The 24455-nt window shown below is 68.0% G+C and carries 22 protein-coding genes, 1 tRNA gene and 1 pseudogene; 16 read left to right on the plus strand and 8 right to left on the minus strand.

Annotated elements, in window-relative coordinates; translation table 11 throughout:
* From BM436_RS37830 to BM436_RS12490, 3 genes and pseudogenes are all read right to left on the minus strand, one after another.
* A pseudogene (locus BM436_RS37830) lies at positions 1-103 on the minus strand (transposase-like zinc-binding domain-containing protein); the annotation flags it as partial.
* Between the two features lie 263 nt (positions 104-366).
* Positions 367-567, minus strand: a complete 201-nt coding sequence (locus BM436_RS12485; protein WP_093555856.1) for a YbdD/YjiX family protein — start codon at positions 565-567, stop codon at positions 367-369.
* Positions 567-2627 (minus strand): carbon starvation CstA family protein, encoded by a 2061-nt coding sequence (locus BM436_RS12490; protein ID WP_093555857.1) that lies wholly within the window; start codon positions 2625-2627, stop codon positions 567-569. Before BM436_RS12490 ends, BM436_RS12485 begins: the two co-directional genes overlap by 1 nt.
* Positions 2628-2791: 164 nt before the next feature.
* Here BM436_RS12490 and BM436_RS12495 point away from each other — a divergent pair, with 164 nt between their 5' ends.
* From BM436_RS12495 to BM436_RS12515, 5 genes are all read left to right on the plus strand, one after another.
* Positions 2792-4162 (plus strand): cache domain-containing protein, encoded by a 1371-nt coding sequence (locus BM436_RS12495; protein ID WP_093555858.1) that lies wholly within the window; start codon positions 2792-2794, stop codon positions 4160-4162.
* 24 nt (positions 4163-4186) lie between these two features.
* Positions 4187-4807 (plus strand): response regulator, encoded by a 621-nt coding sequence (locus tag BM436_RS12500; RefSeq protein ID WP_093555859.1) that lies wholly within the window; start codon positions 4187-4189, stop codon positions 4805-4807.
* A 190-nt stretch (positions 4808-4997) separates the two neighbouring features.
* Positions 4998-6170: an HDOD domain-containing protein gene (locus BM436_RS12505; RefSeq protein WP_093555860.1), complete on the plus strand. Its 1173-nt coding sequence runs from the start codon at positions 4998-5000 to the stop codon at positions 6168-6170.
* 2 nt (positions 6171-6172) lie between these two features.
* On the plus strand, positions 6173-8215 hold the full coding sequence (locus BM436_RS12510) for a putative bifunctional diguanylate cyclase/phosphodiesterase (protein WP_093555861.1): 2043 nt from the start codon (positions 6173-6175) through the stop codon (positions 8213-8215).
* Between the two features lie 12 nt (positions 8216-8227).
* Positions 8228-8317, plus strand: a tRNA-Ser gene (locus tag BM436_RS12515).
* A gap of 476 nt (positions 8318-8793) precedes the next feature.
* Here the strand turns inward: BM436_RS12515 and BM436_RS12520 are convergent.
* From BM436_RS12520 to BM436_RS12530, 3 genes are all read right to left on the minus strand, one after another.
* Entirely contained in the window at positions 8794-9624 is an 831-nt protein-coding gene (locus BM436_RS12520; RefSeq protein ID WP_093555862.1) for an SGNH/GDSL hydrolase family protein, read from the minus strand.
* A 173-nt stretch (positions 9625-9797) separates the two neighbouring features.
* The gene (galB, locus tag BM436_RS12525; RefSeq protein WP_229490166.1) at positions 9798-12545 is read right to left on the minus strand and encodes a beta-galactosidase GalB; all 2748 of its coding nucleotides are present in this window, start codon (positions 12543-12545) and stop codon (positions 9798-9800) included.
* 107 nt (positions 12546-12652) lie between these two features.
* Positions 12653-13093 carry a hypothetical protein gene (locus tag BM436_RS12530; protein WP_093555863.1) on the minus strand — a complete coding sequence of 147 codons (441 nt, stop codon included), beginning with the start codon at positions 13091-13093 and terminating at the stop codon, positions 12653-12655.
* Positions 13094-13244: 151 nt separating this feature from the next.
* Here BM436_RS12530 and BM436_RS12535 point away from each other — a divergent pair, with 151 nt between their 5' ends.
* The 3 genes from BM436_RS12535 to BM436_RS12545 all read left to right on the plus strand — a co-directional run bounded on the left by BM436_RS12535 (position 13245) and on the right by BM436_RS12545 (position 16363).
* The gene (locus BM436_RS12535; RefSeq protein ID WP_093555864.1) at positions 13245-14255 is read left to right on the plus strand and encodes a 2-hydroxyacid dehydrogenase; all 1011 of its coding nucleotides are present in this window, start codon (positions 13245-13247) and stop codon (positions 14253-14255) included.
* Between the two features lie 165 nt (positions 14256-14420).
* On the plus strand, positions 14421-14642 hold the full coding sequence (locus BM436_RS12540; RefSeq protein ID WP_093555865.1) for a hypothetical protein: 222 nt from the start codon (positions 14421-14423) through the stop codon (positions 14640-14642).
* Between the two features lie 110 nt (positions 14643-14752).
* Positions 14753-16363, plus strand: coding sequence for a response regulator (locus tag BM436_RS12545; RefSeq protein WP_093555866.1), 1611 nt, complete (start codon positions 14753-14755; stop codon positions 16361-16363).
* A gap of 22 nt (positions 16364-16385) precedes the next feature.
* Here the strand turns inward: BM436_RS12545 and BM436_RS38475 are convergent, their stop codons facing one another.
* Both BM436_RS38475 and BM436_RS12555 read right to left on the minus strand, forming a co-directional pair.
* Complete coding sequence (locus BM436_RS38475) at positions 16386-18398, minus strand: methyl-accepting chemotaxis protein (RefSeq protein WP_307665297.1); 2013 nt, start codon at positions 18396-18398, stop codon at positions 16386-16388.
* A gap of 127 nt (positions 18399-18525) precedes the next feature.
* Positions 18526-19296 (minus strand): XRE family transcriptional regulator, encoded by a 771-nt coding sequence (locus BM436_RS12555; RefSeq protein WP_307665299.1) that lies wholly within the window; start codon positions 19294-19296, stop codon positions 18526-18528.
* Positions 19297-19352: 56 nt separating this feature from the next.
* On the opposite strand from BM436_RS12555, the gene BM436_RS12560 reads away from it, so the two are divergent.
* The 8 genes from BM436_RS12560 to BM436_RS12590 all read left to right on the plus strand — a co-directional run bounded on the left by BM436_RS12560 (position 19353) and on the right by BM436_RS12590 (position 24449).
* On the plus strand, positions 19353-20018 hold the full coding sequence (locus BM436_RS12560; RefSeq protein ID WP_229490175.1) for a hypothetical protein: 666 nt from the start codon (positions 19353-19355) through the stop codon (positions 20016-20018).
* A gap of 159 nt (positions 20019-20177) precedes the next feature.
* Positions 20178-20714, plus strand: coding sequence for a hypothetical protein (locus BM436_RS37050; protein WP_177307153.1), 537 nt, complete (start codon positions 20178-20180; stop codon positions 20712-20714).
* A gap of 11 nt (positions 20715-20725) precedes the next feature.
* Positions 20726-21280: a phage baseplate assembly protein V gene (locus BM436_RS12565; RefSeq protein ID WP_177307155.1), complete on the plus strand. Its 555-nt coding sequence runs from the start codon at positions 20726-20728 to the stop codon at positions 21278-21280.
* Positions 21281-21342: 62 nt separating this feature from the next.
* Positions 21343-21537, plus strand: a complete 195-nt coding sequence (locus BM436_RS12570; protein ID WP_093555869.1) for a hypothetical protein — start codon at positions 21343-21345, stop codon at positions 21535-21537.
* A gap of 2 nt (positions 21538-21539) precedes the next feature.
* Positions 21540-21872 carry a GPW/gp25 family protein gene (locus BM436_RS12575; RefSeq protein WP_218164847.1) on the plus strand — a complete coding sequence of 111 codons (333 nt, stop codon included), beginning with the start codon at positions 21540-21542 and terminating at the stop codon, positions 21870-21872.
* Positions 21869-22714, plus strand: a complete 846-nt coding sequence (locus tag BM436_RS12580) for a baseplate assembly protein (RefSeq protein ID WP_093555870.1) — start codon at positions 21869-21871, stop codon at positions 22712-22714. The genes BM436_RS12575 and BM436_RS12580 overlap by 4 nt, the downstream gene beginning before the upstream one ends.
* A complete protein-coding gene (locus BM436_RS12585; protein ID WP_093555871.1) occupies positions 22708-23940 on the plus strand; it encodes a phage tail protein in 1233 nt (410 codons plus the stop codon). The genes BM436_RS12580 and BM436_RS12585 overlap by 7 nt, the downstream gene beginning before the upstream one ends.
* A gap of 26 nt (positions 23941-23966) precedes the next feature.
* Positions 23967-24449 (plus strand): BW3TFN family phage tail fiber component, encoded by a 483-nt coding sequence (locus BM436_RS12590; protein WP_093555872.1) that lies wholly within the window; start codon positions 23967-23969, stop codon positions 24447-24449.
* Positions 24450-24455: the final 6 nt, after the last annotated feature.

The following is a 24455-nucleotide window of genomic DNA, read 5'->3' on the forward strand; positions in this document are numbered from 1 at the left end:
GATTGAACGTTTTGCGGCACGCCCGACACCGGTAGCGTGGAAGCCCGTGAGCCTGGCCATGTCGGTATAGCTCGGCCCCTCCACAATGAGGACAGCTCGTGCACGTGGTGGCGAGCATATCCCGGATCTCCCCAGCTTCAGCTCCCTTGCTCCATTCATTCAGCATTTCACGAATGACGCCCCGCTGCTCCGGTGACAGCTCAATTAATTGTGCCGCTAGCGCACTGAACTCACTCTTCTTCATCGCCGCCTCCCATGTCTGCAAGTACTTGTCAGACCTGAGTTTGGGCGGGCAGTTCCACACCTAGCCGCGACATAGCCAAAAAAAACGCCCCGCGGAAGGCGGGGCGTTCGGTGGTGGTGGGCTCAGCAGCAGCCGCCGCGCTTGCCGGCGCCGCCGTAGCGGGCCTCCTGGCGTTCGCGGAAGAACTCCTCGTAGCTCATCATCGGCTGGTCCGGATGGATCCTCTCGTGATGCGCCACATACGTGTCGTATTCCGGCAGCCCCACCATCAGGCGCATGCTTTGCCCGAGGTAGCGGCCGGCCTGGACCAGCTCGTCGAACATTATTGCACCGCCGGCATGGCGACCATCGGGCTTTCGTTCGCGGTCGGATGGGCCGCGGCGCGGGCGGCCAGCGCGGCGCGCACGCCGAAGCACAGCACGCTCAGCACCACCAGCATGAAGAAGCCGGCCAGCGACGCGTCCAGGTAGTCGTTGAAGACGATCTGGTGCATCTGCGCCATCGACTTGGCCGGGGCCAGCACCTTGTCCTCGGCGATGGCCGCCGAGTACTTGGCGGCGTGCGCCAGGAAGCCGATTTTCGGGTTGGCGTCGAAGATCTTCTGGTAGCCGGCGGTCAGCGTGCACAGCAGCAGCCACACGGTCGGCGCCATGGTCACCCAGGCGTAGCGGCCGCGCTTCATCTTGAACAGCACGCAGGTCGCCAGGATCAGCGCGATTCCGGCCAGCATCTGGTTGGCGATGCCGAACAGCGGCCACAGCGTGTTGATGCCGCCCAGCGGATCGACCACGCCCTGATACAGGAAGTAGCCCCAGGCCGCCACGCAGATCGCGGTGGCGGTCAGGCCGGCGAAGACGTTGCGCGAATCCTTCATCGACGGCGCGAACGCGCCCAGCAGGTCCTGCAGCATGTAGCGGCCGGCGCGGGTGCCCGCGTCCACGGCGGTCAGGATGAACAGCGCCTCGAACAGGATGGCGAAGTGGTACCAGAAGGCCATCATGGCCTTGCCGCCGATGACGTTGGACAGGATGTGGGCCATGCCCACCGCCAGGGTCGGGGCGCCGCCGGCGCGCGAGATGATGGAGTGCTCGCCGACGTCCTTGGCGGTCTGGGTCAGCATCTCGGGCGTGATGTGGAAGCCCCAGCCGGAGATCACGGCCGCGGCCGCCTCGGGCGTGGTGCCCAGCAGCGCGGCCGGGCTGTTCATGGCGAAATAGATGCCCGGGTCGATGGTGGACGCGGCCACCAGCGCCATGATGGCGACGAAGGACTCCATCAGCATGGCGCCGTAGCCGATGAAGCGGGCGTGGGCCTCGTTCTCGATCATCTTCGGCGTGGTGCCGGACGAGATCAGCGCGTGGAAGCCGGACACGGCGCCGCAGGCGATGGTGATGAACAGGAAGGGGAACATATTGCCCGACCATACCGGGCCGGTGCCGTCGACGAACTTGGTCACGGCCGGCATCTGCAGGTAGGGGGCGACGATGACGATGCCCAGCGCCAGGCCGGCGATGGTGCCGATCTTGAGGAAGGTGGACAGGTAGTCGCGCGGCGCCAGCAGCAGCCACACCGGCAGCACCGAGGCGACGAAGCCGTAGCCGACCAGCATCCAGGTCAGCTCGGTGCCGGTGAAGTCGAACAGCGGCGCCAGCGCCGGGTTCTCCTGCACGAACTGGCCGCCGACGATGGCCAGCATCAGCAGCACGAAGCCGATGATGGAGACCTCGCCGATGCGGCCGACGCGGATGTAGCGCGAATACACGCCCATGAACAGCGCGATCGGTATCGTGGCCATCACGGTGAAGCTGCCCCACGGCGAGTGGGTCAGGGCCTTCACCACGATCAGCGCCAGCACCGCCAGGATGATCACCATGATCATGAAGGTGCCCAGCAGCGCGATGTTGCCGGGGATGGGCCCCAGCTCGGACTTGATCAGGTCGCCCAGCGAGCGGCCGTCGCGGCGCATGGAGATGAACAGGATGATGAAGTCCTGCACCGCGCCGGCGAACACCACGCCGGACAGGATCCACAGCATGCCGGGCAGGTAGCCCATCTGCGCGGCCAGCACCGGGCCGACCAGCGGACCGGCGCCGGCGATGGCGGCGAAGTGGTGGCCGAACAGCACGTTCTTGTTGGTGGGCACGTGGTCCAGGCCATCGTTGAACTTGTAGGCCGGGGTCATGCGGCCGGCGTCCAGGCCGATCACCTTGGTGGCGATGAACAGGCTGTAAAAGCGGTAGGCGATCAGGTACACGCAGACCGCCGCGACGACGATCCAGACGGCGTTGATGCTCTCGCCCCGTTTCAGGGCGATGAAGCCGAGGGCGCCGGCGCCCAGCAGCGATAGCGCCGCCCAGCCGGCGCGGCTCAGGTTTTTGTTCATGCTTCCTCCAAGATGGTGTGTGGTTGTGCGCGCCGTTGTCGGACCCATGCACGGCTTATGGACAGTATTCAGGAATCAAATATCTGCCACAAGCGCAGCACTACGCAGTTGGGCTACGTACAAATACGGAGGGGGAGCAAGCCCGCCCGGCGTACAATTCGGCCATGAAACTGCGCCAAAAAGTCATCTTCCTCGCGATCGTCCCGCTGGTCCTGGCGCTGTTCGCGATCGCCCTCACGGTGCGGCACCAGGTCAACATCCTCGGCCAGCAGCAGCGCGATACCATCCAGCAAGCCTACTTGGCCAGCAAGGAGGCCGAGCTCGAGCACTACGTGACCCTGGCCAGGCACTCCATCAAGCGCCTGTACGAATCCGGCCGCGACGACCCGGCCACCCTGGACGAGGCCAAGCGCATCCTCGGCTCGCTCAGTTTCGGCGACGATGGCTATTTCTTTGTCTACGACATGCAGGGCCACGCGCTGATGCACCCGCGCCAGCCCGAGCTGGTGGGCCAAAACCTGTGGTCGCTGAAGGACCAGAACGGCACGCCGACCATCCAGCGCCTGCTGGCGCGGGCGAAGGAGGGCGGCGGTTTCGAGCGCTACTACTGGGTCAAACCGTCCAGCCACCAGGCCGCGCCCAAGCTGGGCTATGTGATCCCGATGGAAAAGTGGGGCTGGATGCTGGGCACCGGCATCTACCTGGACGACGTCGACCGGGCGCTGGCCAAGATAGACACCCAGCAGCGCGGCAACATCCAGGGCACCATGCTGTGGATCGCCTTCATCGCCACCGCCGCCGCCGTGGTGGTCGGCATCTCCGGCCTGGCGCTCAACATCAGCGAGTCGCGCGTGGCCGACGCCAAGCTGAAGGCGCTGGCCCAGCGCGTGGTGGAGTCGCAGGAGGAGGAGCGGGCGCGGCTGTCGCGCGACCTGCACGACGGCATTTCCCAATGGCTGGTGTCGATCAAGCTGCAGATCGAGGCCGGCATCATCCGCCTCGGCGGAAAGGCCGAGCAGCGCGAGAAGGCCCAGGCCGTGTTCGAGCACACGGCCGAGCAGCTGAACAACGTGCTGGGCGAGGTGCGGCGCATCTCGCACAACCTGCGCCCGGCCATCCTGGACGATCTGGGCCTGGCGGCCGCGCTGGACCACTTGGCCGAGGAATTCCGCGAAGGCAGCGCCATCCCCGTGCTGTTCACCACCGACGGCTGCACCGAGGAACTGGCGGACGTCGCCAACACGGTGCTGTTCCGCATCGCCCAGGAGGCGCTGACCAACATCGAGCGCCACGCCGGCGCCAGCCACATCGAAATCAGCCTGGTCGAGGACGTCCGCGACGAGCGCCGCGGCGTCACCCTGCGCATCGCCGACGACGGCCACGGTTTCGACGCCGACGGCATCGCGGTCCATCCCAAGCGCGGCATCGGATTGCGCAATATGATGGAGCGCATGGACGCGATCGGCGGAAAATTCAGCATCGCCTCCTCGCCGGGCGGCACCGTGGTGCTGGCCCATGTCGCCAACGAAACCTGAACGCCAACGAACCTGAAGCGGCCCATGACGATCAAGATACTTCTGGTGGATGACCACCCACTTGTGCGGGACGGCCTGCGGGCCCGCCTGGAAGCCGTGCCCCAGTTCGAAGTCGTGGCCGAGGCCGGCGGCGCGCAGGAGGCGCTGGAGCAGGCGCGGCACTGCGCCATCGACCTGGTGCTGATGGATATCAATATGCGCGGCGGCAACGGCATCGAGGCCACCGCCCAGTTCCGCCAGCTGTTTCCCGCCATCGCCGTGCTGATCCTGTCCATGCACGACAAGCTCGAATACGTGTCCCAGGCGATCCAGGCCGGCGCCCGCGGCTACGTGCTCAAGGACGCGCCCGGCAAGGACATCGTGGTCGCCATCGAGACCGTCATGTCCGGCGGCATCTATTACAGCACCGCGCTGGCGCGCCAGCTGGCCAAGCCGCTGACCCAGGACTCCCAGCTCACCTCGCGCGAGCACCAGGTGCTGCAGCACATCGCCAACGGCCAGTCCAACAAGCAGATCGCGCGCGACCTCGACCTGTCGGTGCGCACGGTGGAGACCCACCGCCTGAACATCAAGCGCAAGCTCGGCATCGAGGGCCAGGCTGAACTGATCCGCTACGCCGTCCAGTTCGCCAGCGGCCAGCCCTGAGCGGGGAGCGCGCACGCCAGCGCGCAAAACCTGTCCAATCAGCAATTTCTGATATATTCCTGCATCTTGATTCCCAAGAATATAGATTGATTGTTCGCATAGGATTGTGTGTTGCTTTTTGGTAAGCAAAATATTGCCTATCGTCAATATTTGTACTACCATGACAGACACTGCCAACACCGAGATACCGATGTCTTCGTCCGAACCGAGCCCGTTTCCGTTGGTGGGCCTCCAAGCGGTGTCCAACGCTCAGAACGAGTGGGTGGCGCTGTCTTTCCGCGTTCCGGCCGCCCCCGGCGACGCCCTGGCTGCGTTGCTGGCGGCGCTGGCGTATCCCGACGTCCACGCCGCGCTGGCGCCGCTGGACTACGTCGTCTCGCTGCCCGACCCGCTGGCGCTGGACGCCACCCACCTGGAACAACTGCCGCCGGCGCGCGTGGTGCTGGTGGTGCCGGCCGCCGCCTGCGCCGAGCCCGCCGTGCAGGCGCGCTGCAAGCAACTGGCCGAGCGGGGCTACCGCGTGCTGGTCGACGGCGAGGCCGGGATCCACGCCGGGCGCTGCGCCATCCGCGGCATGGCCCACGACTGCGCCCGGGAACTGCCGGGCCCGCTCGCCATGCTGACCATGTCCGGCCCCAACCTGGCGCGCAACGTCGGCGACGCGGCGCGGCTGGCCGAGGCGCGCCAGGCCGGATTCGACTGGTTCAGCGGCGACTACGCCCTGCATCCCGAGCGCGACGGCAACGGCGGCGACGGCACCTCGCGCAAGCGCCTGCTGGCGCTGCTCGGCCTGCTGGCGCGCGACGCCGACTCGCGCGAACTGGAAATCCTGCTCAAGCAAGACCCGGCGCTGGCCTACCACCTGCTCAAGGTGGTCAACTCCGCCGCGTTCGCCCCCAGCTCCCCGATCCACAGCTTCGGCCAGGCCATCAACGTGCTGGGCCGGCGCCAGCTGCAGCGCTGGCTGCAACTGCTGCTGTACGCGCGCCAGGCCGAGGACGGCGCCGCCAACGCGCTGCTGCCGCTGGCGGCCGTGCGCGCCGCGCAGATGGAGGCGCTGGTCAAGCAGCGCGGCGGCGACCGCGACCAGCAAGACATGGCCTTCGTGGTCGGCGTCTTCTCGCTGCTCGACGTGTTGCTCGACATGCCGATGACCGAGATCGTCAGCGCCCTCAGCCTGGACCTGGAAGTGGTGATGGCGCTGCTCGACCGCGCCGGCGCGCTGGGCGAGCTGCTGGCGCTGGTCGAACGCGACATCGCCGACGGCGGCGCGCTGCGCGGACTGGGGCTGGACCACGAAAGCTGGTGGGCCAGCCAACTGCAAGCCCACCACTGGGCCATCCAGGTCAGCAGGAACCTCTAACCATGCTAGCGCACCCGGTCGCCGACTTCCTCAGCAGCAGCGCAGCCTTGTGCGACGCGGTGCTGCGCCTGCGCGGCGCCGCGCTGGCCGACGAGTTGGGCCGGATCGCGCGCGGCGTCGTCAACAGCCCCGAGGGGCGCTACGTGGCCGCCGGCAGCGAAGCGCAGGCGCCCTACCAGGGCAGCCTGGTGCAGGAAATCCAGTTCGAGGACCAATACTTCGGCCACTTCGAAGTGGGCGGGCGCGCCCACTACAGCGACAGCGAGCGCCAGCACCTGGCCAGCCTGGCCACCCTGGCCGCCAGCGTGCTGCAAGTGCACTCCATCGCCCAGCGCAGCGCGCACGCCTACGTGCAGGTCGAGGCTCAACTGCAACACCAGTCCCAGATCCTCGACCAGATCCACGAATCCGTGCTCACGATGGACCTGAACGGCTTCATCACCAGCTGGAACAAGGGCGCCGAGCGGCTGTTCGGCTACAGCCCGGTGGAAGCGCTGGGGCGCAACATCCTGTTCCTGTACGACGACGAGGACATGGGCTTCCACGACGCCTTCCTCGAGCAGGGCGGGCGGCTGATGGAGGTGCGGCGCAAAAAGAAGTCCGGCGAAGTGTTCTGGGCCAGCCTGTCGCTGTCCACGCTGCACGACCAGGACAACAAGCCGGTGGGCCTGATCGCCTACCTGACCGACATCACCGAGCGCAAGCTGGCCGAGGAGCGCATCCACCACCTGGCCTACTACGACGCGCTGACCAACCTGCCCAACCGCACCCTGCTGACCAAGCTGGTCGACCAATCGCTGACGGCCGCGCAGCGCAACAAGACGCACGGCTGCCTGCTGTTCATCGACCTCAACCGCTTCAAGCTGATCAACGACACGCTGGGACGGCGGGTGGGCGACGAACTGCTGCGCGAAGTCGCGCAGCGCTTCCGGGTCGCGCTGCGCGACCAAGACCTGGTGGCGCGGCTGGGCGGCGACGAATTCGCCGTGGGGCTGTTCGACATCCACCAGCACTACGAAGCCAGCATGGTCGCGCAAAAGCTGCTCGCCACCCTGAGCGAGCCGTTCCTGATCGGCGGACAAGACCTGCGCGTGGGCGCCAGCATCGGCATCAGCGTCTTCCCGCAGGACGGCGCCGACGCCGAGACCTTGCTGAGGCTGGCCGACATCGCCATGTACCGCGCCAAGCAGCAGGGCGGCGACACCGATGGCGAGCACGTCGCCTTCTACAGCCGCGACATGAACCAAGGCATGCAAGAGCGCATGCGCATCGAAAGCGGGCTGCGCGCCGCGCTGGGCAGCGGCCAACTCGAACTGCACTACCAGCCCAAGTTCTCGATTTCCAGCGGACAAATCATCGGCGCCGAAGCGCTGGTGCGGTGGCGGCATCCCGAGCGCGGGCTGGTGCCGCCGGCCGAATTCATCCCCCTGGCCGAAGCCACGGGGCTGGTGGTGCAGGTGGGCGAATGGGTGCTCGAAGCCGCGTGTTCGCAGGCGCAGACGTGGAAGCAGGCGGGGCTGCCGCCGATACGGCTGGCCGTCAACGTCTCCGCGCGCGAATTCACCTCCGCCTTGCCCGGGCGGGTGACCGAGACGCTGAAGCGCTACGGACTCGAGCCGTCCTGGCTCGAGCTCGAGATCACCGAAAGCACGCTGATGCACAACATCGACCGGGTGATCGGCATCATGGACCGCATCACGGCGCTGGGCGTGACGTTATCGCTGGACGACTTCGGCACCGGCTATTCGAGCCTGTCATATCTGAAGCGGTTCCCGATCGACACCCTGAAGATCGACCGCTCCTTCACCACCGGCATCCCGAGCGACGCCAACGACTGCGCGATCGCCAGCACCATCATCAGCATCGCCCAGCAGCTCAAGCACAAAGTGATCGCCGAAGGGGTGGAGACGGTGGAGCAGCTCGCGTTCCTCAAGACATCCGGATGCGACGAAGTGCAAGGGTACTTGTTCTCCAAGCCCTTGCCGGCGGTCGAGTTCGAGAAGGCGCTCAGGGAGAATTGGACGCCGGTGCAAGTCCCTGTATAATGCTGCGGTCTAGGAAACGTGGCCGAGTGGTTGAAGGCAACAGTCTTGAAAACTGTCGACGGGGAGACCTGTTCGTGAGTTCGAATCTCACCGTTTCCGCCAAGAAATAAAACAAAGCCGCGTCAGCGGCTTTTTTTTATTCTCTTGGCGGAAACGAGCAGGGCGCCTGCGCGCCCTGCGCGTGAGATTCGAAGGTCCCGAGCGTACTCGCGAGGGGCCGCTCCGAATCGCCCAATTGCTGCCCGCGGGGCGGGCAGCTTCGCGCGCCGAGGGCGCGCGTCGTATCCCCTGACTTTCGGCCGCGCCAGCGGCAGTTTTTCCAAATAACAACAATTCCGACGCCATAGCCGGATGCTCGTCAAATCGAGCCTTAGCGCCATAACGGGTGATTTAACGAGCATGAAAGTGCGACAGTCGGCGGTACTCAGCACGAATGACGCCTTCGACATCGAGCAACGATGACGACCACTTGCGTAACCAAGACAAAGTGTCTACTGGTGGGGATGCCGATCCCAAGGGGCGCGAATGAAAAATGCCCGGAGATACCGGGCATTTTTGATTTCGCCGGGGTGATGGCTTCACTGATCCATTTTCTTCAACAGCTTCGCCACCACATTCGCCGCCTTCTTCGCGGTAGCCTGATCCGGATGCAGCCCATCGCCGATATGCGTAAAGTCCCGCCACATATCCACCACAACCGCGTTCGGCAACTCATCCTCCAAGCGGGTGCGAACCAGATCCCTGAGCAAATTGTAATCCTGCTCCCCGATCACCCAGGCCACCCCTGAAGAAGAGTGAAACAGCGGCAAATTCAAATCCTCATACTTCGGATACACATCAAAAATAGGCGTCAACCCCTTCGAGACAGCGAACTCCCCCAGCGCCACCAGCCGATCGGCAACCGCGTGCAACTCACCCAGCGAGCACGGAGCCGACTGCGGCTGCGGCACCCCCGCCCCGCCCGCGTGCAGACAATCATTACTGATGGTAATCACCACATACTTCGCGTTAAAGCTGGCGAAAGTCGGCGGCAGCGCCACGCGCGCCAGCGCCCGCTGAAGCTGGGTCTGATAACCGTCCCAAGCCGCCGGCCCGCAAGTCGGCGACCCCGGGGGGCACTGCAAACGATCAAAAGTCCCCGCGCCCGCCTGCGCCTCGTTGACGACATACCCCGGCAGTTGCTGGTCGCGCGTCAGCGCCTGTCCCAAGCTCAGATAAGTGCCGAACGCCACGGCCCCGCCGCCGCGCGGCGCGATGCCATTATTAAACGGCGTCTTGCCCTCGGAATAAGAGGCCCCGATCACCAGCAAAGGCAGTTGCGACGGCTTTTGCGACGCCGCCTGCTGCGCGACCGCGCCATGCATTGCCAGCACACTGAAAACGGCGACAGACCATTTTTTGATTTGCATTTTTATAATCCCCCATGGTGGTGACTGCTCCATGACCGACGTTTGTCATGAACAGTAATAATGACACCAAGGAAACGAAGATTGATAAAAATCAACACAAAAAACATGTATGTTGGCAACAGACAAGTGGCTAATCTTATGCTAGGGAGCTCGGCCAAAGCGCGCTGCGCGCCTCAGCGGCTGCGCAGCGACACCGCCGTCCCCCGCAACCCGTCCGCCTCCGCGCGCACGGTGATGGCGCCGGCGGTTCCCGGCTTGGCGCGCACGATGGCCAGCACGTGGCCGTTGAAGGCGCGCCGCGCCGGCGACTGGAAGGGCTCGAAGCTGGTCGGATCGCCGTTGTCGGTGGCGACGATCTCGCCCGGCCCCTCGACGCTGAAGCGCACGCTCTGGCTGGCGCGCGGCGCCGTGCGGCCGTCCCGGTCCACCAGCCGCACGGTGACGAAGGACAGGTCCTTGCCGTCGCCGGCGATCTCGGCGCGGTCGGCCTCGGCCCGCAGCGCCGCCGGCTCCCGCGCCGTCCGCACGGCGTCCCGCGCCCACTCCTTGCCATCCTTGTACGCCACCACGCGCACCTCGCCCGGCGCGTAGGTCACGTAGTCCCAGCGCAGCCGGTACTCGTACGGCGCCTTCTTCTTGCGCCCCTGCGACTTGCCGTTGACGAACAGCTCGGCCTCGTCGCCGGACGTGAACACGTGCACCGGCGTCACCTCGCCCTCGCGTCCCGGCCAGGTCCAATGCGGCAGGATGTGCGCCATCGGCAAGTCCGGCCGCCAGCGCGACTGGTACAGATAGAAGCGGTCCTTCTTGAACCCGGCCAGGTCGATGATGCCCGAGTACGAGCTGCGCGCCGAATAATAGGGCGTGGGCTCGCCGATGTAGTCGAAGCCGGTCCACACGAATTCGCCCGCCACGTAGGGATTCTGGTCCTGCGCCGCCCACGAACGGTCGGCCGAGCTGCCGAAGTCCGCCGCGAACAACTCGTAGGCGCTGACCTGCGCCGTCTTCGGATCGCCGCCCGATCCCGGCCGCACCGGCGCGCTGTTCACGCCCGGCACCGGGAACTGGTACTCGCCCCGGCTGCTCAGCGCCGACGCGCTCTCGGCGGACAGGATCATCTTGTCCGGGAACCTGGCGCGGAAGGCCGGGAACTGGCCGGGGAAGGCGCGGATGCCGGCGCCCTGGTAGTTCAGGCTGATCACGTCCATCGTCGCCGGCAGCGGCATGTCGGCCTTGGCGAAGTTCATCGCCGTGGTGGCCGGGCGCGTCGGGTCCTCCTCGCGCGTGATGGCCACCAGCCTGCGGCCGATGGCGGCGCCGGCTTCGCCCGTGTACTGTTCGCCCACCTCGTTCCCCACGCTCCACATGATCACGGACGGATGGTTGCGGTCGCGCCGCAGCATGGCGCGCAGGTCCTGCTCCTGCCAGTCCGGGAACAGCAGGTGGAAGTCGTGCGGCGTCTTCTTGCGCTCCCAGGAATCGAACACCTCGTCCATCACCAGGATGCCCATGCGGTCGGTCAGCTCCAGCAGTTCCGGCGCGGGCGGGTTGTGGCTCATGCGCAGGGCGTTGGCGCCCATCTCCCTCAGCAGCTCCAGCTGGCGCTCGGCCGCGCGCACGTTGAAGGCCGCGCCCAGCGCGCCCAGGTCGTGGTGGTTGTTGACGCCGTTGATCATGACCTTCTGGCCGTTCACATGCAGGCCGTGGTCCGGATCGAAGCGCAGCGAGCGGATGCCGAACGGCGTCTCGTAGCGGTCCAGCGTCCGGCCGTCGCGCGACACGGTGGTCACCGCCACGTAGCGGTTGGGGCGCTGCTGCGGCGGCGGGCCCCACAGCTTGGGCCGCGCCACGCGCGCGGCGCCGTTGACGGTGGCGCTGGCGCCCGCGCCCACCCGCACGCGCTCGGGCGCGATGGCGGCGACGGCGTTGCCGGCCGGCTTGCCGTCCGCGCCCAGCTCGAAGATCCGGGTGGCCACGTCCAGCTCGGCGGCGGCCGCGCCGTCGTTGTCCACCTTGACGGCCAGCTCCACGCGGGCCGCCTCCGCGGACACCTCCGGCGTGGTGACCACCGTGCCCCAGTGCGCCACGTGCACCGGCTGCGTCTTGGTCAGCCACACATTGCGGTACAGGCCCGCGCCGGGATACCAGCGCGCCGATTCGGCCGGGTTGTCCAGCCGGATGGCCAGCTGGTTCACGCCGCCCGGCACCACGTGCGGCGTCAGGTCGACGCGGAACGAGGCGTAGCCGTAAGGCCAGCCGCCCACCAGCCGGCCGTTGAGCCAGACCGTGGCGTGCGACATGGCGCCGTCGATGTCCAGGAACAGCGATTTGCCCTTGTCGCCGGCCGGGATGTCCAGCGCCTTGCGGTACCAGGCCGGCCCCCAAGTCTTGAGGCGGCCCATGCCGCCGTACGGCCCGCTCTCCAGGAACGGCCCGGCGATGGCCCAGTCGTGCGGCAGCGTGACGGCGCGCCACGCCTTGTCATCGAAATCGTGCCGGAGGTAGGAGACGTCGGGCGTGGGCGCAGCCGACGGCGGCCGCGCGCGGCGCGCGGGATCGGCCACGAAGGCGTTGCCGAAGGAGAGGACCCAGGGCTTCAACAGGCCCTCGGCGGGGCGCAGCGGCTTTTCCGCCTCGTCGGGCCGGGCGTCGGCCACCTTGCCGTCCGCGCTCTCCCGGATCTCCGGGCGCGTGTCGTACTGGAGCAGGGCGGCGGCGCCCTCCGGGTCGCCCATCTGGAAGCGCCAGCCCTCGTTGAGGGACAGGCGCTGGCGCGGACCGGCGGCCGGGGAATCCGCCAGCGACGCGGCGGCGGCGGGCCGGACGATCCAGCCGGCGCCGCCGTCGGGCAGGGCCAGCAGGCCGGAACAGGCGAGCAGGGCGAGTACCCCGCGCGCGGCGGGGACAGTGTAGGGTGTCAAACGGCTCTCCTTTATGTGCGGCGTGCTACCAGCTCATAACAATTTATGATAGCGCAACCATTTTTGGAGTCTAAGCAGTTTGACCGGCGCTGTCAATCGGGAAGGGGTCAGTAGTCGAACTTCGTGCTGCGGCCGGCCTTGACGCGCCGGGGCCGCACGATTTCAGGCTCCGCGGCCGCCGCGGCGGCGGCCTGCAGCCGCTGGGCGCGGCGTTCCTCGCGCGCCTGCTCGCGCCGCGCGTTTTCCTCGTCGATGCGCTGGCGCACCTTGAGGCGGTCGCGGCAGTCGAGCAGCAGGTTCAGCTTCTGCATCAGCGCCGCCAGCCAGGCCAGCGCGAAGGCCAGCAGCGCCACGGCGTAACCGTTCTGCCACAGGCCGAAATTCTGGTCGATCATAGGAAAGATGGGGCGCGCCTGCTCCAGGCAATGCTGGCCGAAGATGGCCAGCGCGGCCGCCATCACGCCCCACATCACCGTGGTGACGATTTGCCAGCTGGTGGCTTTCAGGCGTTCCTCCAGCAGGAGGCAGGTTTCCGAGACGTGGTTCATGGTTCCGGTGCGGCTAAAATAAAGCGTTCATGCGTGGGCAAATTATGTCACAAAATTGCCTATCCTTGAAGTAATGTTTCCTCGCGGAATTGATTTATATCGACCTCCACGCGCCGCGCCGTGCGACCATGGACGCCCACAAGGAGCCCCCATGGACATCGCCGTCTTCAGTACCCAGCCCTACGACCGGCGCTTCCTCGACGAGGCGCTGCGCCACCACCACGGGGACGGCGGCGCCGTGGCGCTGCGCTACCACGAGGCGCGGCTGACGCTGGAGACGGCGGCGCTGGCGCGGCGGTGCGGCGCCGTGTGCGTGTTCGTTAACGACGCGCTCGACGCCGCCGTGCTGGAGGCGCTGGCGGCGCAGGGCGTGCGCGCGGTGCTGCTGCGCTGCGCCGGCTACAACCAGCTGGACGTGGAGGCGGCCCGCCGGCTCGGCCTGTTCGTCGCCCGCGTGCCAAGCTATTCGCCCGAGGCGGTGGCCGAATTCACGCTGGCGCTGGTGCTCACCCTCAACCGCCACACGCACCGCGCCTACGCCCGCGTCCGGGAAGGCAACTTCGCGCTGGACGGGCTGTTGGGCAGCAATCTGCACGGCAAGACCGTGGGCCTGGTCGGCGTCGGCCAGATCGGGCTGGCGGCGGCACGCATCTTCCGCGGCTTCGGCTGCCGCGTGCTGGGCGCCGACCCGGCGCCGCTGCCGGAGTTCGCGGCGCTGGGCGAGCTGGTGCCGCTGCCGCGGCTGCTGGCGGAGTCGGACATCGTGTCGCTGCATTGTCCCTTGTTCCCCGAAACTCGCCACCTGATCGACGCCGCCGCGCTGGAGCGGATGCGGCCGGGCGCCATGCTGGTCAACACCTCGCGCGGCGCGCTGGTCGACACGGCGGCCCTCGTCTCCGCGCTCAAGACGCGCCACTTGGGCGCACTGGCGATCGACGTCTACGAGCAGGAGGCCGAGCTGTTTTTCCAGGACCGTTCGTCCGACATCATCCCGGACGACGTGTTCCAGCGCCTGCTGACCTTCCCCAACGTGCTGGTGACCGGCCACCAAGGCTTCTTCACCATCGAGGCGATGCGCGAAATCGCCGACGCCACCTTCCGCAACCTGGCCTGCCACCTGGCCGGCGCGCCTTGCGCCCACCGCGTGCCCGGCACTTGCTAGGGCCTGCTCTTACAAGCAGGGTAGGCATAATCCGATAGCTGCCTTGCCCGACTGGCCGCATGATGGGGTTACCGGAACGTATCCGCGAAGCGGACTAGCGCAGCTCATCCCTTCGCCGATGCGACTCCGGCCACTGACTGTCTCAACACTTCCAAGGAGAGCATCATGGCATCGTCGAAAAAATCCAGCGGCAAATCCAGCGGCAAATCCAGCAGCGCCAGCAAACAAAGCGCCGGCGGCGGCAACAGCCAGTCCGGCGACAAGGGCTCGGGCTCGGGCACCCAGGGCGGCACCCACGAGCAGCACGTGGCGGCCGGCAAGCAGAGCCACAAGAACGACGCCGGCAAGCAGTCCTCGTCCGGCTCCCGCTCCGGCGGCAAGCGCTGAGAGGCTGATTCCAGGGGGCGTGCCACGCCCCCGCACGCTTGAACACGGCAGGTCCGCGACGGGCCTGCTCATGTAAAATTCCCTCACCTGCCCCTACCGTCCGAACCATCATGCAAGCCGACGCCGCTCCATGTTCCGTACTGCTGATCGACGATGAACCGTTGGCGCAGCATTTCGTCCAGCGCGGACTGGAGAGCTGCGAGGGCGCCATCCTGCATTTCGACAGTTCCCCCGAGCGCGTGGTCGAGCGCGTGAAGGCGCTCGACGCCACCGTGGTGCTGGTGGACCTGCGCATGCCGGGCGCCGACGGCTTCGACGTGATCCGCTGGCTGCGCGCCGACCGCGACACCGAGCACGTGCCGGTGATCCTGATGTCGTCCGAGGAGGACCCCGAGATCAAGGCGCGCGCCTTCGACGCCGGCGCCAACGACTACCTGGTGAAATGGCCGGACCCGCGCGAGCTGGCCGCGCGCCTGCGCTACCACAGCGGCGCCTACCTGGCGCGCATGCAGCGCGACGCGGCCTTCCTGTCGCTGCGGCGCAGCCAGGACGAGCTGCGCGCCAGCCAGGCCGCGCTGCACCACGCGCAAAAGATGGAGGCGATCGGCCAGCTGACCGGCGGCGTCGCCCACGACTTCAACAACGTGCTGCAGATCATCGGCGGCAACCTGCAGCTGGCCAAGATGATCGGCACCGTCAGCGACGACGCGCGCGCCCGCATCGACCTGGCGCTGGGCGGCGTGGAGCGGGGCGCCCGTCTGGCCTCGCACCTGCTGGCGTTCGCGCGCCGCCAGCCGCTGCAGGCGGTGGTGACCAACCCCGGCACCGTGCTGCGCGACATGCAGGACATGCTGAACCATGCGCTCGGCCCGCGCACCACCATCGTCACCGACATCGCCGAGCCGCTGTGGAACACGCTGGTCGACGCCGGCCAGCTGCAGAACGTGATCCTGAACCTGGCCATCAACGCGCGCGACGCGATGGGGCAGGGCGGGATACTGACGCTGCGCGCCCGCAACGTGCCGCACAGCGCGCCGGCGCCGGCGGCGGCCTCCGGCGGCGACCACGTGCTGATCGAGATGGCCGACAACGGCGCGGGCATGACGCCGGCCGTGCTGGAGCGGGCCTTCGAGCCCTTCTTCACCACCAAGCGGCACGGCGAGGGCACGGGCCTGGGGCTGAGCATGGCGTACGGCTTCGTCAAGCAGTCCGGCGGCGAGATCACGCTGGACAGCACCGAGGGCGTGGGCACCTGCGTGCGCATCTATCTGCGCCGCTGCCACGAGGTGGCGCGCGAGGAGGACATGGACGCCGACCACACGCTGGTGGGCGGCATGGAGACCATCCTGGTGGTGGAGGACGAGGAGGCGGTGCGCACCGCCACCGTGGACCTGCTGTCGGCGCTGGGCTACAAGGTGCTGGCGGCCGCCACGGCCGACGAGGCGGTGGAGCTGGTGCGCTCCGACACGCCCATCGACCTGCTGTTCACCGACGTGATCATGCCCGGCCGGATGAGCTGCATGGAGCTGAGCGACGAGGTGCGGCGCCTGCGGCCGGACACGCAGATCCTGTTCACCTCCGGCTACCTGGAGGGCGTGCTGGCGCACCAGGGCCAGCTGGACCCGTCCATCAGCCTGCTGCAAAAACCGTACGGCGCCGACGTGCTGAGCGCGCGCATCCGCCACCTGCTGCGCCGCGCGCGCCGCAAGGACGCCGCCTAGGCGAGGCGGCGCGCGCCCGGCTTCACGCCGTCCGGGCCTTGCCCACCAGCGCGAGCTGGCGCGTGGCGGGCCGCGCGGCGGGCGCCGCGGCGCCGGCCTCGCTTTCCAGCAAGGTAAACACCCCCACCGCCTCCGACAGGGCGCCGGCCTGCCGCTTCAGGCTCTCCGACGCCGCCGCCGCCTGTTCCACCAGCGCGGCGTTCTGCTGCGTCATCTCGTCGATCTGCGTGATGGCCTGGTTGACCTGCTCGATGCCGGCGCTCTGCTCCTGCGCCGCCAGCACGATCTCGGACATGATGGCCGTGATGCGCTCCACGCTGGTGACCACGTTGCCCATGGCCTTGCCGGCGTCGGCCGCCAGCGCGTTGCCGGCGTCGACCTTCTGCACGCTGTCGTTGATCAGGTCCTTGATCTCCTTGGCGGCGCTGGCGCTGCGCTGCGCCAGGTTGCGCACCTCGGAGGCCACCACCGCGAAGCCGCGCCCCTGTTCGCCGGCGCGCGCCGCCTCCACCGCCGCGTTCAGCGCCAGGATGTTGGTCTGGAAGGCGATGCCGTCGATGACGCTGATGATGTCGACGATCTTGCGCGAGCTGTCGTTGATGGCGCCCATGGTCTGCACCACCTGCGCCACCACCTTGCCGCCGTTGCTGGCCACGCTGCTGGCGCTGTTGACCAGTTGGTCCGCCTGGCGCGCGTTGTCGGCGCTCTGGCGCACGGTGGAGGTGATCTGCTCCATCGAGGCCGCCGTCTGCTCCAGGTTGGAGGCCTGCGCCTCGGTGCGGGCCGACAGGTCCGAATTGCCGCTGGCGATGTCGGTGGAGGCGTGGCCGATGGTGTCGATGCTGCCGCGCACGCTGCTGACGATGTCGACCAGGCTGTCGTTCATGGTCTTGAGCGCCGCCATCAGCTGCGCCGTTTCGCTTTTCCCGCCCGATTTGAAGCGCGCCGTCAGGTCGCCCTGCGCGATGCGCTGTGAAATCCGGACCGCCTCGGACAGCGGCTCGCTGACCGAGCGCGCGATCATGCGGGCGATCAGGCCGGCCAGCGCCAGCAGGCCCAGCATGGCGCCTATCATCGTCCAGCGCGTCGCGCGCAGGTCGCCCGCCCGATCGACGAGCATGGTTTCCAGCTCCTTGCTGGCGGCCTGGTTGACGCTGAATTGCGCGTCGATGGCCCGGGTGGTCTGGGCCACGTAATCGACCGACGAATAGTCCAGCGTTTCCGGGCGCACGATATGGTCGGTGGCGATCTGCATGACCTTGCTGGTCATGTCGTTCGCCTCCTGCCACTGCGCCTCGAGCCTGGCCTTGAGCGCGGGATGGGCGGCGGCGGCCTTGTGGAAGGCGGTGCCGGTCTGCAGCAGCCGGTCGTGCACGCGCGCCACGATGGCGGCCAGCACCTGGCGGTCCTCCATCGTCGCTTCCTTCTTCACCAGCAGGCCGGCGCCCTTGGCGCGCATCTTGCCGGTTTCCTCGGCCAGGTAGGGCAGCTGGTAATACATGGACTGGATCAACTGGTAGCTGGCCACCTCCGGGTCCAGGCTCAGGCCGAACAGGTCGCCCGTCAGGTCGTTGACCACCAGCAGCTTGGGCACCAGGGCCGTGTGGGCGGCGTAGCTTTCCGGCACGGTGATGCCGCCGCTGGCGACGCGCGCGCGCAGCGCCGCCCAGTCGCGCTTGGGACCCTCCCACGCCTGTTCGATGGCCTTGTCGTTGAAGCCGCGCACCAGCGCATCCATTTTCTCGTAGGCCTGGTCGGCCTCGCGCTGCTTGGCGTCGCGCTTGTCCTTCGCCTCGGCCACGCCGCCCAGCACCAGGGCCGACAGGCCGCGGTGCTGCTGGGTGTACTGGATGACCTGGAGGATGGTGGCGGTCGGCGCCAGCCCCGCGATTTCCGTTTGCGCCGCCACCAGCGATTTATTGGCCTCGCGCAGATACAGGGCGGTGGGGATGCTGGCGAGCGCCAGCCCGATCACGCTGAGGATGATGAACTTCTGCCATAGCAACAGCCTGTCGAGCATCGAATGGATGTCCACGATGTATCCCCTTAAACGTTTATATGATTATTTTTTATGGGTCCAGCTGTTTAAATTGATTCTAGGCTTATTTCCCCGGGAATACGAGCGGGGTGTTGTATTGTCGCTAGGCAATATGCCGGCCGGCTCAAATCCGGTCGCTTTCCTTGCGCACCACGCGGCCGATGATGATGCAGTCGTTGCCGCGGCAGACCTTGCGGTGGTATTTGCGCTGGTCCGGATTGTCCGACGTGAGCCACCACTGGCCGGCGTCGCGCGACATGCGCTTGACCACCGGCTCGCCCTCGTAGTTGACGGCGAACACGGCGCCGTCCACCGGCTTGTTGTCGGCGGTGTTGATGATGACCAGGTCGTCCTCGTACAGCGAGGGCTCCATGCTCTCGCCGCGCACCTTCACGCCGATCAGCCGCTCGGGTATGTAGCCGTTGCGGTCGGCCCAGTGGCGCGGCACGCTGACGGTGCTGCCGTCGTAGGTTTCCGGTTCCACCGCGAAGCCGCTGATGCCGGCCGACAGGCGCAGCCTGACCTTCTGGATCTGGTAAAAGCGCGTGTCGTCCTCCGGCGCGACCACCACTTGCGAGAACGACGCGGGCGCCGCCGCCGCCGCGCCGCGCTCGCGCTGGCCGATGCCCTCGTGCAGCCACTCGAAGGTGACGTTGCAGGCGCTCGCCAGTTGCACCAGCGTGTGCGCCTCCGGCCCCTTCTTGCCGACACCGTTGAGGATGCGATTGATGGTGGGTTGCGGCACGCCGGAGGCGCGCGCGAGCGCGCTCTGCGATTCGAAACCCGCTGCTTTCATGGCTGAGTCCAGCCGGCTAGAGATGTCCATACACGTACTATACATCCTCGTATAGGACAAGGCAACTATTATCCATTCGGGTATTGATGATCTATTCATTCTCGTATATATTGTTCTTTATGGCAAGCACTTATCAGGAGGACAAGGGGATGACTATGGCTATGGATATCGTAAGCAAGGATGTAAACCAGGACGCGATTTTCACCAGCGCGGGACAGGCGGTGCACGTCGCCTACATGATCACGGGGCAGGACGCGCCGCAGGACGCGCCGCTGCGCAAGATGCTGATACGGATGCTGGAAAGCGCGCCGCACACCGGCAGCGAGCAGCGGGAGTGGCTGGAGCAGTTGCGCGGCGCGCCGTCGCGCCGCGTCAACTTCGCGGGACTGAGCCCGCTGGAGGTGCGCGCCCAGTGCGCGCTGATCGTACTGGCGGTGCGGAGCAAGCTGCCGTGCACGGAGATGTGGGCGCTGCAGGCGCGCTACGGCCACACCGACATGGAGGACGAGGACGGCGAGCGCCGCTTCGCCTTCTCGGCCGAGCGCATCGCCGCCATCAAGGGACTGTCCGACTGGCTGGCGCCGTCGTTCCCGGCGGTGCGGCCCTTCGCCGTGGACTGCATGATCGGCAAGCTGTACGCGAACCACAAGAAGATGGAGATCAGCTTCCGCGAACTAGCGGGCAATTTCGGCGGCAACCATATGACGTACGCGCGCGCCTATGAAAAAATGCGCGGCCGCCTGCGCGAACTGGAGCAACTGGCGCTGGACCGCCTGGAGCCCTATCTGCGCGAGCAGGGCGTGGTCGGCGACTTTTTTTGAGGAATGTTGAAAATAGTGCTTGACGGACTTGTTACAGCGCATATATGATTCAGTCATCATCGCAGTAATTGCATCAAAAGCTCGCCTAGGCGGGCTTTTTTATTGACCCCGCCCGGTTTCGCCGCGCGGGGTTTTTTTTCGTCTCAGGAGTCCGCCGACGTGACCGACAAACTACACAACCTGGAACAGCTGCACGAGGCGATGCGCGCCGGCCTCGCCGCCAAGCTGCCCGACGTGCCCACCGTGGCGCATCATCCGGCGGAGGGCGCCGCGCCGGCGCTGCCCGCCATCCTCATCGAACTGGCGCGGCTGGAACCCGGTCGCGACCCCGGCAGCGGCCAGGCCGGGCTGCGCGGCCGCTTCGAGGCCCGCATCGTGGCCGACGCGGCGGCGCCCGGCGCCGGCGCGCTGGTGCGCGAACTGGCGGCCCGGCTGGCGCTGGCGATCAAGGACGAGAACTGGGGCGTGCCGGCCGGCATGGCGCAATTCGCGCAGGCCGCGCCGGACACGTTGGTCGAGGCCGGCCGGGTGGCCTGGCGGCTGGAATGGACCCAGGAATTCGAGCTGGGCGAACCGGCCTGGCCCTATCCGGACAGCGGCGGCGCCGCGCTGATGCTGGGCCTGGACCCGGACACGGGGCCAGGCCACGAGGCGCGCTACTGGCAGGCCGGCGCCGAGCCGGCCGCCGCGGCTTGAAGGGGGCGGGTATGGACTATCCCATAGCGGAACTGGACCGCCGCCTGGCCGCGCTGATACAGGCGGGCGTGGTGGCCGAGGTCGACCACGCCTCCGCGCGCTGCCGCGTGCGGGTGGGCGAGTGGGTGTCGGCGCTGCTGCCCTGGCTCAGCCTGGGCGCCGGCGAGGCGCGCCACTGGCGCCCGCCGTCGGTGGGCGAGCAGGCCTTGCTGGTCTCGCCGTCCGGCGAACCGGCCGCCGGCTTCGTGCTGCCGGGCTTCTACGCCGCGGGCCACGGCCAGGCCGGCGACCGGCGCGCCAAGGCCGTGGCCTGGCGCATGCCGGACGGCTGCCTGCTGGAGTACGACTGGGAGGCCGGCGCGCTGAGGGCCACGGGCTGCGAGACGGTCAGCGTGGAGGCCAGCGGCGAGATCACGCTCAAATGCGCGTCGCTGCTGGTGGACGCGCCGCGGGTCAGCTTCAAGGGCGATGTCAGCATCGCAGGTAACGTCAAGGCCGGCGGCGACGTCGACGCCGCCGGCGCCGTCATGGATGGCGGCGGCAACAGCAACCACCACGTGCATTAACAACGCTTCATCCCCAACCAAGGCCCGCCCGCGCGGGCCTTTTTCATTTCAAGGAGAAAAACATGGCGAAAGCCGCACCCAAAACCCCCATCGTGTTCCGCGACACCGCGTTCAAGAGCCGCGGCATCGTGCTGGCCGACGGCACCATGCACCGCGTGGTGCAAGGCCACATCACCGCCGCCAGTCCCGAACTGATCGCCCACCTGGACCGCCACGCCGAATTCGAGCGCGTGCCGGTCGTGCGCGCGGCGGCCTGACCATGGCCATCGCCGGCATGGACAGGCAAACCGGCCAGCCCCTGGGCGGCGTGGCCCACCTGCTGCAGAGCGTGCGCGACATCCTGACCACGCCGCAGGGCAGCCGCCGCGAGCGGCCCGAGTACGGTTCGGACCTGCCGCGCATGGTGGACCTGCCGCTGACGCCGGGCTGGAAGTCCTCGGTGCAGGCCGAGGTGGCGCGCGCGCTGGGCCGCTGGGAGCCGCGCCTGGAACTGCGCTCGGTGACGGTGGAGTCGGTGATCGACGGCAGCGTCACGCTGAAGCTGCGCGGCGAGTTCCTCGGCACCGCCATGATTATGGAAGTGAACACATGAGCATCATCGACCTCACACAACTGCCTCCGCCCGACGTGGTGGAGGCGCTCGATTTCGAGCGCATCTACCAGGACATGCTGTCCGGCTTCCGCGCCTCCATGGGCGAGGGCTGGAACGCGGCCCTGGAGTCGGACCCGGTGGTCAAGCTGCTGCAGCTGGCCGCCTACCGCGAACTGCAGGTGCGGGCCCGCGTCAACGACGCGGCGCGCGCCAACCTGATCGCCTTCGCCGAGGGCGGCGACCTGGATCACGCGGCGGCCTTTTACAACGTTGAACGGCTGCGCGACGAGGCCGGCCAGGAAGAGGACGACGAGCGCCTGCGCCTGCGCACGCAGCTGCGGGTGGCCGCGCTGGCGGCCAACGGCACGCCGGAACAGTACCGCCACGTGGCGCTGTCGGCCAGCCTGGAAGTGCGCGACGCGGGCATCATGCCCTCGCCGCCGGGCAGCGTGGCGCTGGCGGTGTGGCCGCAATCGGGCGCCGACGCCGGCGCCGTGCTGGCCGACGTGCGGCGCGCCTTCGCGGCGGACGACGCCAAGCCGCTGGGCGTGCCGCTGTCCGTGGCGCTGGCGCTGCCGCGGGCGGTGGACGTGACAGCCACCGTGTACCGCGAAAGCACGGCGCCGCCGGACCTGGTGGCGCGACTGCGGGAGGCGCTGCCGCCGCAGATCGCCGCGCACGCCAGGCTGGGGCGCGACGTGCCGGCGTCCTGGATCTCCAGCCGCCTGCACGCGCAGGGCGTGTCGCGCGTGCAGCTCGACAGCGGCGGCGTCGCGGTGGCGCCGAACGAGTACGCGGCGGCCGGCGCGATCCAGGTGCTGGACGGGGGTGTCGCATGGTAGCGGCGGCGCTGGACGACGCGCCGGCGGACGCGGCGCGCCTGCTGCCATCGAACGGCACGCCGCTGGAGCGCGCGCTGGCGCGCGCCGCGTCGCGCGCCGCGCTCGACACGCTGGCCGACGCGCCGGCCGGCCTGCGCCACACCCGTCCGGCGGGCGTCGCGCCCTGGCAGGCGGCCGAGTGGCGGCTGGCCGAGTTCGCGCGCTATTTCGGCGGCACGGAGGAGCTGATCGCGCAGGGCCTGCCCTGGCTGCGGCAGCGCGGCAGCGCGGCGTCCGTCAAGCGGGCCTTGTCGTGGATAGGCTTCGACGCCGCCGTCGGCGAGGACGACCCCCATCTGCAGCTCGACCCCGGCGCGGCGGACGCCCCCGCGCGGCTGGCCGACATCCGCCACCTGGCGGAGGCCTCGCTGCCGGCGCACGTGCGGCTGTACCGGCTGTACCACGGCTACGACCTGCGGCGCGCCCGGTTGTCCGGCGCGACGGCGATGGACGCGGCCATGCTGTCCGACGATTCGGGCGTGTGGCGGGACGGCGTCAAGCTGTCCTTCGGCAGCGTGCACCGGGCCGGCGTGGACGCGGCGGCGGGCCGGCGCATCGCGCTGGGCCGCACCGACGGCCGGCTGGACCGCCTCTACATCGAGGACCAGTCGCGCCTGTCGGTGTCGCCGTACGACGTGGCGCCGGTGCTGAACCACCGCATCCTGGCGGGCCAGCTGATCACGGTCAGCAATCCGCGCCCGCTGGAGAACCCGGATTCGATCTCGCGGCGGCGCAACATCCGGCGCGCCAACATCGCGCTGTCCGACAGCGACGAGATCGGCGCCATCAACGCCGTGTTCCAGCGCGACTACTGGCACCAGCCGCCGGAGGTCATGCGCCTGTCGGCCGCGCCCCTGTCCGCCTACGACGGCCGCATCGAGCGGCGCCCGGTGGACGAGATCAGCACGCTGTACGCGGGCGCGCTGTCGTTCTCCGACGTGGGCGGCGCGCTGGCCTCGTTCGCGGTGGTGGAGGTGCGCTCGATCGGCGCGGTTCCGACCAACCAGCCGACGGCGCAGCCGCGGGTGGGCGTGGAGTTCGTGCGGCCGTCGCTGAGCCGCTTCGGCGCGGTACTGAATCCGGCCCCCGCCATGTGGGCCTTCGAAGGCGCCGGCCCCTGGTCGCAGGACGCGGCCACCGGCTGGGAAGAAGCAACACCGTGGGGCTCCGGCCTGCGGCAAACATGAACCTGATTTTTCACAAGGAGTTTTGAATGGCGATATTGACTTCCTCGGGTCGCGCGGCCGTCGCCGCGTCGATCAAGGCCATGCCCCTGCACCTGGCGTGGGGCGCGGGCCTGCCCTCGTGGGACGCGACCCCCGAACCCGAACCGGTGCTGGCCACCGCGCTGCAAAGCGAAATCGGCCGCCGCGAACTGACGCAGGCGCTGTTCTGCGTGCCGGACGCGAACGGCGAGGTGATCGTGCCGACCGGCCGCTTCTCGATCAGCAACGAGCCGACCAACAACCTGTACCTGCGCTTCAACTTCGACTTCGCCGACGCGGCCTCGTCGGACATCCGCGAGGTGGGCGTGTTCGTCGGCACCGTCGTCAAGAGCGGCCTGCCGCCGGGCCAGAAGTACTTCACGCTGGCCGAGCTGCAGCAGCACGGCCAGCTGCTGGCGCTGGAGCGCCTGCCCAAGTTCAGCCGCAACGCGGCGGTGCGGCAGACGTTCGAATTCGTGATCACGTTCTAAGGGAAA

It is taken from the genome of Pseudoduganella namucuonensis, from assembly GCF_900116645.1.
Taxonomy (GTDB): Bacteria; Pseudomonadota; Gammaproteobacteria; order Burkholderiales; family Burkholderiaceae_D; genus Rugamonas; species Rugamonas namucuonensis.